Here is a 15697-nt window from a genome sequence, read left to right on the forward strand (position 1 = left end):
TTTGCTCACATAATGCTCCAGGTACTCTTTATCTGATTCACTCAATTTTATTTCTATCTTCTCCATGCTTCCTCCTGCTTTTAAGGAAGAAACGCAATCATTACCTACTAAGTTGACTGTGTACTAGGACTTCTGTAGTTAGAAAGGTATGCATTGTGCCGGTTGCAGGACAGGTATAAAAAATAAGTGCCAGCCGTTAATTTCCAGGTATAGAGCCCTGTATGTGGGCACATTTTGATGTATATTGTGAGGTTGGCAACCTGCTGCCGAATTGATTTCAGCACAATTGTTTAAGCATTATACCACTATATGACACACCTCCCCAATCTGGTCTTGGACCTCGGGTTGATACTTGGTGCAGCCGGCATCATGACGCTTGTCTTTAAGAAGCTGAAACAACCGTTGGTGCTGGGCTATATTATTGCAGGTTTGTTAGTCGGGCCGCATGTTAAGCTGTTCCCCACGATTGTGGATATAGAGAACATCAATGTGTGGGCAGAGATTGGGGTGATCTTTCTGTTATTTACCTTGGGGCTGGAGTTCAGCTTTAAAAAACTCGTGAAAGTAGGCGGGGCCTCTTCCATCATGGCGGGTGTAGAGGTTGTGGTTATGCTCCTGCTGGGTTACCTCACAGGCAAACTGCTCGGCTGGAGCACCATGGACAGCGTGTTCCTGGGTGGTATACTTTCCATCTCCTCCACCACTATCATCATCCGGGCCTTCGACGAGCTGGGCGTAAAGTCAAAGCGCTTTGCCGGGCTGGTGTTTGGGGTGCTGATTGTGGAAGACCTGGTGGCCATCCTGCTGATGGTGCTGCTTTCGACGCTGGCAGTAAGCCAGCAGTTTGCCGGTACCGAAATGCTGCAGGCCGTACTAAAACTCGCCTTTTTTCTGGCGGTGTGGTTTCTGGCGGGCATCTTTCTTATACCTACACTGCTCCGGAGGGCAAGCAAACTGATGAACGATGAGACGCTTCTGATTGTCTCTATCGCGCTTTGCTTCCTGATGGTGATTCTGGCCGCGCAAGTGGGTTTCTCGCCGGCGCTGGGTGCCTTTATTATGGGTTCTATCCTGGCCGAAACCACCAAGGCCGAGAAGATTGAGCACCTGGTGATGTCTGTAAAGGACCTGTTTGGCGCAATTTTCTTTGTATCGGTGGGCATCCTGATCAACCCGCAGATGATTGTTGAGTATGCCGGGCCCATTGCTTTGATTACGGTCGTGACGCTGGTAGGCAAGATGGTGAGCATCTCGGCTGGTGGCCTCATGGCGGGGCAGGGACTCAAAACATCCATTCAGTCAGGTATGAGCGTGTCGCAAATCGGTGAGTTTTCGTTCATCATTGCCACCCTCGGACTTACGCTTAAAGTAACCAGCGACTTTTTATACCCTGTGGCAGTGGCGGTTTCGGCAATCACGACCTTCACCACACCCTACATGATCAAAATGTCGGAGCCACTTTACAGGTCAGTAGAGCGACTGCTACCCGAAAAATGGAAAAAGTCGCTAGACGAATATAGCTCCGGCGCCCAGACCATCAGCACGGCCAGCGACTGGAAAATACTGCTGCGCTCCTATGTGCTCAACATGGGGGTGTCGTCGGTTGTGCTGGTGGCCACTGTGCTGCTGGCAGAGAACTACCTGTACCCATTCATGTCCGAAGAAGTGATGCCGGGCATTTGGGGAGGTATAGCCACGGTTACCATTACGCTGATCGCCATGTCGCCCTTCCTGTGGGCGATGGCTGTGTACCATCCGCAGAAAGAAGCGCAGGGCCGTATCTGGGCTAACCGCAATTACCGCAGCCTGATTATTGTGCTGGAGTTTACGCGCGTAGGTATAGCCATTCTCTTTATCGGCTTCATGCTCAACCAGGTGCTGTCGGCGCAGGTGGCTCTTATCATAAGTTTGTGTATTATTGTCCTGCTGGTGCTTTTGTCCAGGAGAATTCAGAACTTTTACAGCCGGATCGTAGCCCGGTTTATGTCGAACCTGAACGCCCGCGAGATCGCAGCTGCCAGCAGCATGACCCATACCTTGGTGCCTTGGGACGCACACCTGACCAGCTTTGAATTGGCGCCAAATGCTGTAGTAGTAGGCAAAAGCATGCTGGAGCTGCAGATACGCGAAAAATATGGTGTAAATGTGGCCGTTATAGAGCGGGAAGGTCGCACGATTATGGCTCCAACGCGCAACGAACGTATATTTCCGGGCGATAAAATTTACATATTCGGCACAGACGAGCAGATCGCAGCTTTCAGAGATTTTATAAATGAGGAAGTTATACCTGAGCAAAATGAAACAACAAGGGAGGAGATCGGGCTGGAAATGCTGGTTTTGTCGTCGGACTCACTATTGCTTGGAAAAACCGTGCGGCAATCGGGTGTGCGTGAGAAAACCAAAGGCCTGATCGTAGGTATAGAAAAGCATGGAGAGCGTATACTCAACCCGGATACTGAACTGGTACTGGAGGAAGGCGACATTCTTTGGATTGTAGGAAGCCCGTGGCGTATAAAACAACTGGAGGCCGCCCGACAAAATTCAGTTAAAGTAAATAAGAAGTAAGCCCCGATTGTGAGTGCCACAATTTTCTGTTGATTAAAATAAAGCTGCATGCAAAAAATTGAATACTGGATAGAAAGAAATTTTCATCTGTCGGCTCAGATACAGGAAAACATTGTAAAGTCGGTGGTGGCTTTGCTGGTGCTCTGGATTATCAGTCGGGTGCTGTTGCGGCTGGCCTCGCGGCAGCAAACGGACACACGCAAGCTATACCAGTGGAAGAAAACGACCAACTATGTGGTTACGGGGCTTGGAATTATCTTTCTGGCCAACATCTGGTTCGAAGGTTTCAAGTCCATCACTACGTTTCTGGGTATCTTCTCAGTCGGTCTGGTAGTGGTGCTCCGCGACCCTATTCTGAACATGATGGGCTGGGTGTTCCTGATCTGGAAGCGTCCTTTTAAAGTAGGCGACCGCATTAAGATAGGCCTCTATACCGGCGACGTGATCGATATTGCCTTCTTCCAGTTCACCATTAATGAGCTCGGTGAGTGGGTAGACTCCGAACAGGCGACAGGTCGTGTAGTGCACATTCCCAACAGCCAGGTGTTCACGCAGGGGCAGATCAACTACAACTACGGTTTCCCATTTCTGTGGCACGAGCTGCAGGTGCGCATCACTTTTGAAAGCAACTGGCAAAAAGCCAAAGTTATTTTGCAGGAAATAGCCCTGCGACACTCCGAGCGGCTAAACGGAGAACAGGAACAGCGCGTGCGCATTGAGGCCCAGCAGCACCTGATTTTTTACCGGAGCTTCGAGCCAAGAGTGTTTGCCAAAGTGAGAGAGAACGGCGTTCAGCTTACGGTGCGCTACCTCTGTAACCTCAACGGTCGTCGCGAAAGCGAAGCTAAGATTTGGGAAGATGTACTGACGGAGTTCCTAGCTTCTCCGGACATTCGTTTTGCTTACCCAACCACCCGCTTTTACAGCGCCGCCGAAGGCCAGGAGAGCGAAATGCAGCATATGGAGAGTGGCAGAAGAGGTATGGAGTAAAGCATGAAGGCCTGGGATCGCCCAGGCCTTCATGCTTTTATGTACTGTCATATCCGAGTTTATACCCGCTCACATTCCCACTTCAGTGCCTCGTTCATAAGCTCGAATCCTACTTTCGTTTTGTCAAGCGTACCACCCATCAGCGCTACCAAAAAGCCGCTGAATTTTTCGCCATGGCTAAACCGGGTTGTGCCGTTTCCTGCGTCAGTCAGCCGGAAGTAGTGCTCGCCGTCGAATATACCTTTAAAGAAAAGCTTGCCTTTCCAACGGAACTCTTTGTTCGCATCAAATGCCAGCACCTTTGGCTTAAATGTCATGCCGGTCCCATCCGGAGGCTGAATAGAAACCTTCAATTGCTTCCCTAAACCTTTCTCGCCATTAATAGATTTAATGAAGGGGTTCCAGGTAGGGTAGCGCTCAAAATCGGTGAGGACGGTCCATACCTTTTCCGGACTCGCATTGATCAGAATCTCGGTTTCGATGTGTTGCATAACGTTAAAATAAGCTCTGTAAGGTGACGGTAAAAAGAGAAATGTCTTGGTGCTAAGCCTTCTGCCTTTCCGCTTTCTTAAACTCTTTCATCCGCTTAAAGTAATCGCGGGCGGCGGCCATTACCTTTGGTGATAGTAACAGTGCTGACACCATGGTAGGGATTGCCATGATGGCGTACATGCCGTCTATGAGCGCGATAACAGCCGTGATAGTGGCAGTGGCACCGAACACGATGGTGACTACATAAAAGTAGTTGTAGAAGTGCTTGTACTTCGCGCCGAAGAGGTAGCTGAAGCACTTGGTGCCGTAGTAAGAGTAAGAAAAGAGTGAGGTAAAGGCGAAAATCAGGACGCAGACAACCAACACGTAGCTACCGAAGCCCGGCATTGCGTTGTTGAAAGCAGTGGCTGTCATGGTCACGCCGCTGGCATCGGTGGTCTGCCAGGTGCCTGTCACAATAATAGCGAGTCCTGTGAGCGTACACACCACAATAGTATCGATGAACGGCCCGAGCATGGCTACCAAACCCTCGCGGATGGGCTCGTCGGTTTTGGCGGCACCGTGCATCATGGAAGCTGTGCCTATACCTGCCTCGTTGGAGAAAGCCGCCCTGCGCGCACCCGCTATGATGATGGCACCTACTGCGCCGCCCAGCATAGTCTGCGCCGAGAAAGCATCTGTGAAAATAAGTGCGAAGGCAGCAGGTATAGCGTTATAGTTGGCGAACATGATGTATAAAACGGCCAGCATGTAAAGGATAACCATACTTGGCACCATCTTGCCTGCCACATGTCCGATGCGCTGTATACCTCCGAAAATCACCAGAGAAGTAATGAACACAAGGCCAAGCCCGATGGTAAGGTTGGTATAGAACAGGTCGGCAGTGGTATAGCCGTGGGGCTCCAGCAGCACTTCACGGACCACCTGTGTGAGTTGGTTGGCCTGGAAGATAGGCAACGTGCCAAACAAACCTGCCACAGCAAAGAGCATAGCCAGCGGTTTCCATTTTTTGCCCAGTCCGGTTTCGATCACGTACATCGGGCCGCCCTCGAGGTGCCCTACGCTGTCGTGGCCGCGGTACATCACCGAGAGCGTACAGGTAAAGAACTTGGTCGCCATACCCACAAAGGCGCTCACCCACATCCAGAACAGCACGCCCGGTCCGCCAATGGCAATGGCCACCGCTACGCCGCTGATGTTGCCCATACCTACTGTAGCTGCCAGCGTAGCCGAAAGCGCCTCGTAGTGGTTGATATCGCCGGGGTCGTTGGGGTCGTCGTATTTACCGCGCAGCACGTTAATGGTGTGGCGCAGGTAACGAAAAGGCAAAAAGCCCGAGTAAAACATGAAATAACAGCCGCCGCCCATCAGGAGTATCAACAAAGGCATACCCCACGCGGCGTCACTAAACGCGACAAATAATTCTTCTAATGTTTTCAATATAAACAGATTGCTGAAGTAGAAAGCTACAAAGATACATTCAGAATGGCAAAAAGCTCCGCTGTGCTAAAAGGGTTTTTGAAGGTATAGGTCCTGGTAATCCAACTTATTTACTCCGCACAATAAGCATTGTTCGCCTTACCGTATGTCAAAATAAACCATTTCGCTACAAGCGTTTTATAAACTTTATGGCCGTCTTTTGTTGTACAGAGCTGTTTTCTTAATATGCTGAAGCAGGTTAAAAGGTATACAGCCCGGCAACCCAGCACCTGAAGATAGGGTAGAGTTCGTAGCACGGGAAGTGCAGCCATAAAATGGAATTAAAAGTGAAATCACGGTAAGACAAGCATTGGGAAAAGCCGGAGAAAGAAAATGATACAGGAGAGCGAAAACTTCACGCAACTCGATATGCCGAAGGCAGAGGTATACTATGCACCATACTTTTTTACGAAAGAAGAAAGCGACCTATACCTGCAGCAATTGTCGGATGAGGTGGCCTGGCAACAGGAGGAGATCAAGATGTTTGGCAAGCAACTCCCGCTGCCACGGCTCACGGCTTGGTATGGCGACAAAGGCTATACCTACTCCGGACTCTACAACGCACCCCAGCCGTGGCTGCCTATGCTTTTGGAGCTAAAAGATCGTATAGAGGCTGCCTCCGGCGACAGGTATAACAGTGTGCTCCTTAATTATTACCGCCACGGGCAGGACTGCATGGGCTGGCATTCCGACGACGAGAAATCGCTTGGGCCAGGTATAGCCTCTGTCAGTTTTGGTGGAGAGCGGAGCTTTGCTTTCCGGCACCGCAAGCGAAAAGATTTGCCCACCGTGAAACTCACCTTGCAGCATGGTAGTCTGTTGTTAATGCAAGGCGCCACGCAACAAAACTGGCAGCACCAACTCCCCAAAACCAGCCGGCCTATCGCGCCGCGCCTCAACCTGACTTTCCGGAATATTGTGGGCTAAGGTATATTGCCGCCGAGTATTGCCTTTCCCGATTGGAAAACGTTTCTTTACAAACAGGAATTCTATACCCTTGCATTATGGCCGAGAGAAAGAACATCACCATCATGGGAGCCGGACTGGTTGGTTCGCTGTTGTCGCTATACCTGGCCAAACGCGGCCACAAAGTAGACATATATGAGCGCCGCCCTGACATGCGCAAGACCCTGCTCGATGGTGGCCGCTCGATTAACCTCGCCTTAAGCGACCGTGGTTTCCGGACGCTCAGAGGGATAGGTATAGAAGAGGCAGTGCGCAAAGTGGCTATACCTATGCATGGCCGCATGATGCACGACGAACAAGGGAATCTTACTTTCCAGCCTTACGGCAAAGAGGGACAGTCCATCTTCTCGGTATCGCGTGCAGGTTTAAATGCCGCCCTGATGGATTTATCGGAGCCGAACCCGGATATCACCTACCATTTCAACCGCCAATTGCTCGACCTGGACCTGCATCGGAGCAAAGCCACGCTACGCAACCACGAAACAGGCGAGTTAGAAGAGTTGCAGACCGAAATGCTTTTCGGGGCCGACGGCGCTTTCTCGATGGTGCGCAATGCCATGCAGAAAACCGAGCGCTACAATTACTCACAAAGCTACCTGGAGTATGGTTACAAAGAGCTGTCTATACCTGCTACGGCAGATGGTGGCTGGGCACTGGAGAAGAACGCCCTGCACATCTGGCCACGCGGCAACTACATGATGATCGCCCTGCCCAACATCGATGGCAGCTTTACCTGTACCCTGTTCTTCCCTTACGAAGGCGCACTTTCCTTTGAGAGCATCAAGACCGACGATGACCTACTCAACTTCTTTCTCCACACTTTTCCGGATGCTGTTCCGCTGATGCCTGACCTGGCCGAGGATTATTTCTCCAACCCGATTGGTACACTGGTAACGGTGAAGTGCTTTCCGTGGTCGTTTGAGGACAAAGCCCTGCTGATAGGCGACGCCTGCCACGCGGTAGTGCCCTTCTACGGGCAGGGGATGAACGCCGGCTTCGAGGATATTACCGTGCTCGACCAGATGCTGGAAAACTTCGATGGCGATTGGGAAAGCCTGTTCAAGAAGTTTGAATGCAAACGCAAACCCGACGCCGACGCCATCGCTGATCTGGCCGTGATGAACTTCATTGAGATGCGCGACAAAGTCGCCGACCCGCGCTTCCTGCTGCGAAAGAAAATTGAAGGCAAAATCAACCAGCAATACCCCGACAAGTGGATTCCGCTCTACTCCATGGTTACCTTCACCGACCTACCATATTCCTATGCCCTGGAAACAGGCCGGGAGCAGGACAAGATCATGAAAAAGGTGATGAAGCACATCAAAACCGTGGAAGACTACGACAAGCCGGAAGTGCAGAAGCTGTTGGAAAAGCAACTCGTGAAGAAAGAGAAGCTGAAGGGATACCAGGCGCAGAAGGTATAAGGAACCCCAACATATTAGAAAAGCAAAAGCGCTTGTTCCAACCGGGGTACAAGCGCTTTTGTTGTTAATTCACTAATGTAAATTTGGTCGAGAACGCTTGCTTGCAGCCTAAAAATAGAACCCGAACAACAGCGATACCGACCTGGTATCTGAGTCAAGGGCGGTGTTGATTTTATTGACAGCGTTGTGCTTATGCAGGTCGAGGCCCAATTCGTAACGAGCCTCCAGTGACAGGCGGTGCTTGTTGATATGCAGGTATGAGCCGGCGCCTAGCATCAGCCCCTGCTGCATTTTGCTGAGGAACTCCGCATTGTCGCGATTTCTTTCTGTTGGCGTGCTACTTTGTGTGCTTCTGACATACTGGATATGCCTGAAGTCGCGCTTATTGAAGAAATTGAGGAAACCACCGGCGTTCACGAAAGGCTGGAGGGTTTTTCCTGCGAAGTCGTAGCGTAGGGCCGTCGTAAGTTTTAAAGCAGAAAGCTCAATCTCAATCTCGTTATCATAGTAGGATTCAAACCATATATAGCTGGGGTCTGACCGATAACTGTTGCTAAAGTAACGACCTTCCACCAGTATAGAGGCACGCTCGTTGATGCGGGGTGAATTAAGTAGCAAGGCAAGGCCAAAAGTTGGGTGAGTATTGGTGTTGAATTCAGCATGTTCCAGAGGCAGGTACCTCTCATCAGTAGCCGAGAAATTAAGAGAGGTATGGCTGAGGGCGCCTACAAAGCCTGGTCTGATGGCAAACCATTTCTTGGATACCTTAAAAATAATTTGTTCATCGGCTCTGCCAACGCATTTATTGTACTCTCTTACCAGGTCCACCAGGTTTTTTTCGGCTAGTTTTACACGCTCAATCTTGTTGAACATCGCAAAGCAGTCCTGCAAAAGTGTGTTTAAAGTACGGACGTAGTGGTTTATATCTCTTTGAGCTGTCACACCATAAGTGTTAACATAGGTTTCCTTGGTGATATAAAGCTTGTGCAGTTTATCAGGATTATCATTCTTTTCGATAAAGAACGTATTTTTATAAACAAAAAGGCTGGCAGTTCCCCGAACCAGTTCCTGCATAAACACATACTCCGCAGCCAGGGTATCAGCGTGATCCAGTGTGCGGGTGCGGTAGTTTCTGTCGCCCGGGAAACCATAGCCTGAGATCTCATTGGCAGTGTAAGAGGTCGTAATCGACTGGTTGTCTCTTTTGAAGCCTACTGTTTTGCCGAGCGCGTCGGTGCGGTAACTCACGTGGCCTTGCAGAGTATCGCCCTGCGGCATCACAACATAACCCGGCCTGTAATCGCTTTGTGCTGCCGCTGGTGCTGAAAGTAAGGCGCTGATGCACAGCATAATAAGTTTGTATAGGTTTTTCATAGGTACAGCTAGTTCCTAAAACAAGATTAGATAATAAAGATAGTAGGATATACCTATATAGGCTACCAGCCTCTCATAAAATATTATTGAAATCTCAACAAGGACGTCCTTTGTTATACAAATAGCCAATAATAGTCTATGGCAGGATATTTGGATACCCGGAGCGGGAGGCAACTCAAAAGCTTAAAACTATTTTTCTAAAATAATGTATAGTTTGAGTGGTAATCGAGAGAACCTGCCTTTCTTTGGTCATCTTATTAAAAATTATTAACCCCGAATCTTATGCATATTCTCCATAAACTGAAGGTCACTGCTGTGGCAGGGCTTGTTGTCTGTTTGGTATCCGGCAGTGGTAGCGCTTTGGCGCAGCAGGCCACTCCTCAAAAAACACCGCAGCAAACGCAAACTATTTCTGATCAGGACATCAAGCTTTTTGTAGATGCCAGCACACGTCTGATGGAGCTGCAGCAGGAAAGCGAAAAAGCTATGCTGGTGATTCTGGAAGAAGAGAAACTAAGTGTAGATAAGTTTAACGCCCTGGCGCAGGCGCACCAGCAGCAGAAACTGGCCGAAGCAGAAGGCACAACCGCCGAAAAAGCCGCTTTTAACAAGGCGATCGGTCGTATGATGGAAATGCAACCCGACATTGAGAAGAACATGCAGTCGGCCATCCAGAAAGACGGTATGACAGTGGAGCGCTACGAGCAGATCATGCTGGCCTACCAACAGGATCCCGCCGTACAGGCTAAAATTCAGAAATTGATGGGTTTGTAAACGAAGCCCCCTTTATAAAGCAAAAAGCTTCGCCAGAATTGGCGAAGCTTTTTTGTTGGATTTAGTTTTGTGTGAACTCCAGTATCTTAAAGGTCTTGCTGCGCTTATCGAAGTAGCCGTAATGAAGCTTGTTGTTGCCGTAGCGGTACAAGGTTTTGTACTCCGGTGTCTGCTTCAGTTCTTCCTCGTAGGCCTCAATCTTATCCTGCACTGTGGCAGCTGTACTGTCGTCTTTCGCCACAACGGCTTTGTCGAGCGTCTCGCTGTCCAGCACAGCCCTGAAGTAGGTGCTAATGCCCGGCCCCACCGACTCACCTGCTTGGTTGTAGTAAGGGTCGTAGTAGTAGCGGTTGTACGGGAACATGCTGGAGCTATACGGCAGCGAGTAAGCAGGTACCCAGCGGCCCGGCATCAGGTATAGCCCACGGGAAGTCTGGATGTAGCGGTCGGGTGTGCGCACCAGTCGGGTCGGGTCGCCACCCGGATTTCGACGGCTTGGCGGCTGGTACGAACCGATGGTAAGCTGCAAGGTGCTGTCGTTGAAAGCATCCACTGTAATGGCAGGCTTTCCGTTAGATAAGTTGCGCATTACTTTTGAAGTCTTCTCAATCACGCTGTTTCCCGAAGAAAACAAGGCCCCTGCTCCCCGCTGGTGTACCGGCGTAGCTTTGATATCGATGTCCTGGTCGGCCGTATACCTGTACTCTTTGATCGGTTGCAGGCTGCTGAAGTCAAAAACGGTCAGCGTGAATTCGTCTTTCTCAAGCTGTACCCGGAACAGGGTATTGTCATGCAGGAAAGAGTTGAAATTTGCTTCGTTTTTAACAGCCAGCGACGGCAGGGTGCGGTACTCGGTCTGTCCGCTTGGCCAGTCAATCGTCAGGATTTCGGTGGTCAGTTCGTTTTTCTTGCCACGGAGCGAAAAGCCGTCGAACACCAGGTATAGCTTATCGCCGCGGGTATAGATTTTGCTGCGGTGCTGGCCGGCAAATACCGTACGCTCCAGATCCGGATGTACAAAGATGAGTTCCTGCTGGCGCTCGTTCCGGGTGCGGGTACGGGGCAGGTCGGCCATCTGGAACATCTTCTTCTCGTAATCGCTTTCGCCCAGCTCACGGTGCAGAATCAGGTTATCCCTTTTGTCGGTGTACATCATGTAAAAGTGAGATGCATCGGCAAAAGCTCCGACAAATGTTTCGTTTCTGTCGCGGCGTATGGGCACATCGGGCAGGCTTCGGAAAGCACCGCTATACCTGTTCACGGCAAAAGGACGCACAAATTCCTTATAGCCATCTACAAAGCGGCTGTAAAACACAAACTCAGTATCGGTTACGCGGGTGCCCAGCACCTGTGGCTGCTGGTTGTAACGGTAGGGGATCTCCTGTGTGGCAACGGTCTGGCCTTTGGCATCTACCAAATTGAAGTTCAGCTTGCCTCCCTGAAAGAAGTACAGGCAGACATTGCCATCACCATCCGCTACCGACACCAGATCTTCAGCCCGGCGCAAGGGTAGCTCCAGACTGGCGAACTCCTGCTGCGCATGCACATCGGGGGCCGCAAAACCGAGCAGGAGCAAGGCTAAAAATATATATCGCATAAGTATAATTTATTAGGGATTTATCTTAGTTAAGATAGCAAATTTCTAGCCAAAAATAAAGCCCGGCTAAGGTATAGCCGGGCTTTTGTTGTATCAGGTATAGTTGCTGTTAAAACTCTGCATTTTTTGGCGTGCGCGGGAAAGGAATCACGTCGCGGATGTTGCCCATACCTGTCACGAACTGCACCATGCGCTCGAAACCCAGACCAAAGCCGGCATGCGGACAGCCACCGAAACGGCGGGTATCCAGGTACCACCACAAGTCCTCCTCGTGTATACCTACGCCCTTCATGCGCTCGACCAGTAACTCCATACGTTCTTCACGCTGCGAACCGCCCACGATCTCGCCTATACCTGGCGCCAGAATGTCCATAGCTGCCACGGTCTTGCCGTCGTCGTTGAGGCGCATGTAGAAGGCCTTGATATCTTTGGGATAATCAGTTACGATCACCGGTTTCTTGAAGTGCTTCTCTACCAGGTAGCGCTCGTGCTCGCTCTGCAGGTCAATGCCCCAGCTCACATCGTACTGGAATTTCTTCTTCTTGTAGTGATTCGAGTTGAGCAGAATATCGATGGCCTCGGTATAAGTCACGCGTTCGAAGTCGTTGTTCACTACAAACTCCAGTTTCTCGAGCAGCGTCATTTCCTGGCGCTCGTTCTGCGGCTTGCTCTTATCTTCTTCCACTAAACGCTGGCCCAGGAACTCAATGTCCTCACGGTTGTGCTCCAGTGCGTAGCGGATGATGTATTTGATAAATTCCTCAGCCAGGTCAGCGTTCATTTTGAGGTCGTAGAAAGCCATCTCCGGCTCAATCATCCAGAACTCGGCCAGGTGACGGGCGGTGTTGGAGTTCTCGGCACGGAAGGTTGGTCCGAAGGTATAGATATCGCTGAAAGCCATGGCCGCCAGCTCGCCTTCCAACTGACCAGATACCGTCAGGTTTGTCGCTTTGCCGAAAAAGTCTTCGTCGTAGTTCACCTGTCCGTTTTCGGTAAGCGGCGGGTTAATGGGGTCCAGGGTAGTTACGCGGAACATTTCGCCGGCACCCTCTGCGTCAGATGCCGTGATGATTGGCGTATGCATGTACACAAAGCCATTCTCGTTGAAGAACCTGTGCACAGCAAAAGCAAGTGAGTTACGCACCCGGAAAATAGCGCCGAACGTGTTGGTGCGGAATCGCAGATGAGCGATTTCACGCAAAAACTCCAGCGAGTGCGCTTTCTTCTGCAGCGGGTATGTCTCCGGATCGGCTTTGCCCAGCACTTCAATCGTGTTGGCCATCACCTCAAATGCTTGTCCTTTGCCCTGCGAGGCTACCAGTTGGCCCGTAATGGCTACGGCGGCACCGGTTGTTACGTCTTTCAGTGACTCTTCGCCAAACTTTTCAGCATCGGCCACTACCTGCAGATTTTGTATCGTGGAGCCGTCGTTCACGGCAATGAAATTCACAAACTTGTTGCCGCGCTTGGTGCGTACCCAGCCCTTCAATAAAACCTCGTTGCCTACACCGGCACCCGTCAGTAGCTCTTTTACTTTTGTGCGTTGCATGTTATTTCTAGTAGCGTAATGTGTCTGAACAAATTATAAGTTAAGGTATAGTTTTCGGCCCACCTGGCAAGGTATAAAAAGATGCCCGGCCACCCCTAAATCAGCCACCCTAACCTGCTTAGGGAAAGTCCTGTAACAGGCAGACTGGCCATGGTTGGCGCCTTGGAGCAGTACCTTTTCCAATAATCCCTCAAAGTAACGATATTTTAACCTTTTTTGTAAATGCAAGTAAAATTATCCTAAATTTGGACGTGCACTGACAGGTGCCGGAATCTATTTTTCTTACTATGCAGCGACTCGATTTAAGACAACTCTTATCCCAGAAGTTATCGCCGCAGCAGATACAATTTATCAAGCTGCTGCAGATACCTACTGTTGAGCTCGAAGCGCGCATAAAAGAGGAAATGGAGATAAACCCCGCCCTGGAAGAAGGCCGTGAAGAACCCGAAAGCGAGTACAGCGACTCAGAATCAGAGGACTATGACAGCGATGATGACTTCGGCAAAGATGACGTGGACATCAACGACTACCTCAACGACGACGAAATAAGCGGCTACAAGATGCAGGGCGACCGCGGCGGCGATGAGGAAGACCGCGAAATGCCCATCGCCATGTCCACCTCGCTTACCGACAACCTGATGGACCAGCTCGGTTTCCTGGAGCTCGACGACAAGCAGTACACTATCGGGATGCAGCTCATCGGCAGCATCGACAGCGACGGCTACATCCGCCGTGAGCTGAGTTCCATTGCAAACGATCTGGCCTTTTCGCAGAACGTGATGACCACCGAAGAGGAGATTGAGCAGGTACTGCACATGATCCAGACTTTCGACCCGGCAGGTATAGGTGCCCGCGATTTGCCGGAGTGCCTGCTGCTGCAATTGGAGCGCCGCGAGCAGGACGAAACCACTCATCTGGCTGAGCGCATCATCAGGGAAACGTTTGACGAATTCACCAAGAAACACTACCAAAAAATACAGAGCAAGTTTGGCGTAACGGAAGATGAGCTGAAAAAAGCCATCGACGTCATCATCAAACTCAATCCAAAACCGGGCGGAAGCGGGGCCGGCATGGCAAGGGTACAGTACATTATACCTGACTTCATCCTGACCAACGAAAACGGACAGCTGCAGCTATCGCTCAACTCCCGCAACGCCCCGGACCTACGCATCAGCCGCTCCTACGCCGACATGTTTGATGCGTATGACAAGTCGGATAAGAAAGATAAGAAGCTGAAGGAAACGGTAACTTTTGTGAAGCAGAAGCTGGACGCAGCTAAGTGGTTTATCGATGCCATTCGCCAGCGCCAAAACACGCTGCTGCGCACCATGGAGTCCATCATCAAGTACCAGCACGAGTTTTTCCTGGAGGGTGACGAAAGCAAGCTGCGGCCGATGATTCTGAAGGACATCGCCGAGGACATCGGCATGGACATCAGTACCGTGAGCCGTGTGGCCAACAGCAAAGCCGTGCAGACGGAGTTCGGCATTTACCCGCTCAAGTACTTCTTCTCCGAAGGTATAGCCACCGACTCAGGCGAGGATGCCAGCAGCCGCGAGGTAAAGCACATTCTGAAGGAAATCATCGATAAAGAAAGCAAGCGCAAGCCACTTTCAGATGAGAAGATCGAGAAGATGCTCAACGAGAAAGGCTACAACATCGCGCGCCGTACCGTAGCCAAGTATCGTGAACAGCTCAATATACCTGTTGCGCGACTGCGGAAGGAACTTTAAATGGCTGAATTGCTAAATGGTTAAATTGTTGTTTGGTGCATGTAAGGACAGGTAGCGACCTGTCTCTACATGCAGGCTCTTCTAAAAATCACTCAAACGCTAATTCACTCAATCACTAACTCCCCTTGAACCGCTCCCTCGCCCGATTTTTATCTGTTGCGTTTCACCCACTGCTGATGCCGACGTATCTGTTTGTCATCATCCTTTATTTTTTACCGGTTTCTTCTATTTCACTTCCGCTGCAAAGCCGCTGGATCGTGCTGAGCATGATCTTTTTTACCACGTTTGTGGTGCCCGGACTGGGAGCTTTTGCGATGTTCAAAACCGGTTTCATCGACTCCTACGAGATTGACCGGCGGGAGCAGCGTAGTAAGCCCCTTCTGTTTACCGCCCTTTGCTATGGCGTCACGACTTACCTGTTTTACACGGAGTCCGTGTTTGATCAGCTTTTCTATTTCGTGATGGGTGTAGTTACGGCTTCCGTTTTCGTAGCCTGGGTTGTTTCTTTTTTCTGGAAGATCAGTGCGCATGGCATCGGACTGGGAGGAGCGTTGGGCGTGCTTTTGCTTGTGAACAAATTAATGCCTGAATCAGGGTTGCTTATACCTATTGTGCTGATGATTCTGGTGTCGGGCGCCGTGTTGTCGGCAAGGCTGGCGCTGCATGCGCATACCCCGGCGCAGGCCTATACCGGTTTTCTGATTGGGCTTATGCTGGTACTTATGGCCGGGTTTGTGGCACTGTAGTCGTTTTG

At 50.5% G+C, this 15697-nt stretch carries 12 protein-coding genes; 7 read left to right on the forward strand and 5 right to left on the reverse strand.

What is annotated here, in order from left to right:
- Positions 1 to 309: 309 nt before the first annotated feature.
- Both K3G39_RS11180 and K3G39_RS11185 read left to right on the forward strand, forming a co-directional pair.
- Positions 310 to 2565: a cation:proton antiporter gene (locus K3G39_RS11180; protein ID WP_220626260.1), complete on the forward strand. Its 2256-nt coding sequence runs from the start codon at positions 310 to 312 to the stop codon at positions 2563 to 2565.
- Positions 2566 to 2613: 48 nt separating this feature from the next.
- Positions 2614 to 3555 (forward strand): mechanosensitive ion channel family protein, encoded by a 942-nt coding sequence (locus K3G39_RS11185; RefSeq protein ID WP_220626261.1) that lies wholly within the window; start codon positions 2614 to 2616, stop codon positions 3553 to 3555.
- A 59-nt stretch (positions 3556 to 3614) separates the two neighbouring features.
- Here K3G39_RS11185 and K3G39_RS11190 read toward each other — a convergent pair whose 3' ends face one another.
- Together K3G39_RS11190 and K3G39_RS11195 are read right to left on the reverse strand one after the other, a co-directional pair.
- Positions 3615 to 4046: an SRPBCC domain-containing protein gene (locus tag K3G39_RS11190; RefSeq protein ID WP_220626262.1), complete on the reverse strand. Its 432-nt coding sequence runs from the start codon at positions 4044 to 4046 to the stop codon at positions 3615 to 3617.
- A 52-nt stretch (positions 4047 to 4098) separates the two neighbouring features.
- Positions 4099 to 5436: an alanine/glycine:cation symporter family protein gene (locus K3G39_RS11195; RefSeq protein ID WP_220626395.1), complete on the reverse strand. Its 1338-nt coding sequence runs from the start codon at positions 5434 to 5436 to the stop codon at positions 4099 to 4101.
- Between the two features lie 423 nt (positions 5437 to 5859).
- Here K3G39_RS11195 and K3G39_RS11200 point away from each other — a divergent pair, with 423 nt between their 5' ends.
- Positions 5860 to 6453 carry an alpha-ketoglutarate-dependent dioxygenase AlkB gene (locus K3G39_RS11200; protein ID WP_220626263.1) on the forward strand — a complete coding sequence of 198 codons (594 nt, stop codon included), beginning with the start codon at positions 5860 to 5862 and terminating at the stop codon, positions 6451 to 6453.
- Positions 6454 to 6530: 77 nt separating this feature from the next.
- Positions 6531 to 7916, forward strand: a complete 1386-nt coding sequence (locus K3G39_RS11205) for an NAD(P)/FAD-dependent oxidoreductase (RefSeq protein WP_220626264.1) — start codon at positions 6531 to 6533, stop codon at positions 7914 to 7916.
- 108 nt (positions 7917 to 8024) lie between these two features.
- Here K3G39_RS11205 and K3G39_RS11210 read toward each other — a convergent pair whose 3' ends face one another.
- Positions 8025 to 9290 (reverse strand): PorT family protein, encoded by a 1266-nt coding sequence (locus K3G39_RS11210; RefSeq protein ID WP_220626265.1) that lies wholly within the window; start codon positions 9288 to 9290, stop codon positions 8025 to 8027.
- Between the two features lie 282 nt (positions 9291 to 9572).
- On the opposite strand from K3G39_RS11210, the gene K3G39_RS11215 reads away from it, so the two are divergent.
- Positions 9573 to 10064, forward strand: a complete 492-nt coding sequence (locus K3G39_RS11215) for a DUF4168 domain-containing protein (protein ID WP_220626266.1) — start codon at positions 9573 to 9575, stop codon at positions 10062 to 10064.
- 61 nt (positions 10065 to 10125) lie between these two features.
- Here the strand turns inward: K3G39_RS11215 and K3G39_RS11220 are convergent, their stop codons facing one another.
- Positions 10126 to 11661: a hypothetical protein gene (locus K3G39_RS11220; protein WP_255594250.1), complete on the reverse strand. Its 1536-nt coding sequence runs from the start codon at positions 11659 to 11661 to the stop codon at positions 10126 to 10128.
- 109 nt (positions 11662 to 11770) lie between these two features.
- Positions 11771 to 13210, reverse strand: a complete 1440-nt coding sequence (asnS, locus tag K3G39_RS11225; protein ID WP_220626267.1) for an asparagine--tRNA ligase — start codon at positions 13208 to 13210, stop codon at positions 11771 to 11773.
- Between the two features lie 287 nt (positions 13211 to 13497).
- On the opposite strand from asnS, the gene rpoN reads away from it, so the two are divergent.
- Together rpoN and K3G39_RS11235 are read left to right on the forward strand one after the other, a co-directional pair.
- A complete protein-coding gene (rpoN, locus tag K3G39_RS11230; RefSeq protein WP_220626268.1) occupies positions 13498 to 14943 on the forward strand; it encodes an RNA polymerase factor sigma-54 in 1446 nt (481 codons plus the stop codon).
- Between the two features lie 125 nt (positions 14944 to 15068).
- Positions 15069 to 15689, forward strand: a complete 621-nt coding sequence (locus K3G39_RS11235) for a hypothetical protein (protein WP_220626269.1) — start codon at positions 15069 to 15071, stop codon at positions 15687 to 15689.
- Positions 15690 to 15697 lie beyond the last annotated feature (8 nt).

The sequence above is a fragment of the Pontibacter sp. HSC-14F20 genome (assembly GCF_019599265.1).
Taxonomy (GTDB): domain Bacteria; phylum Bacteroidota; class Bacteroidia; order Cytophagales; family Hymenobacteraceae; genus Pontibacter.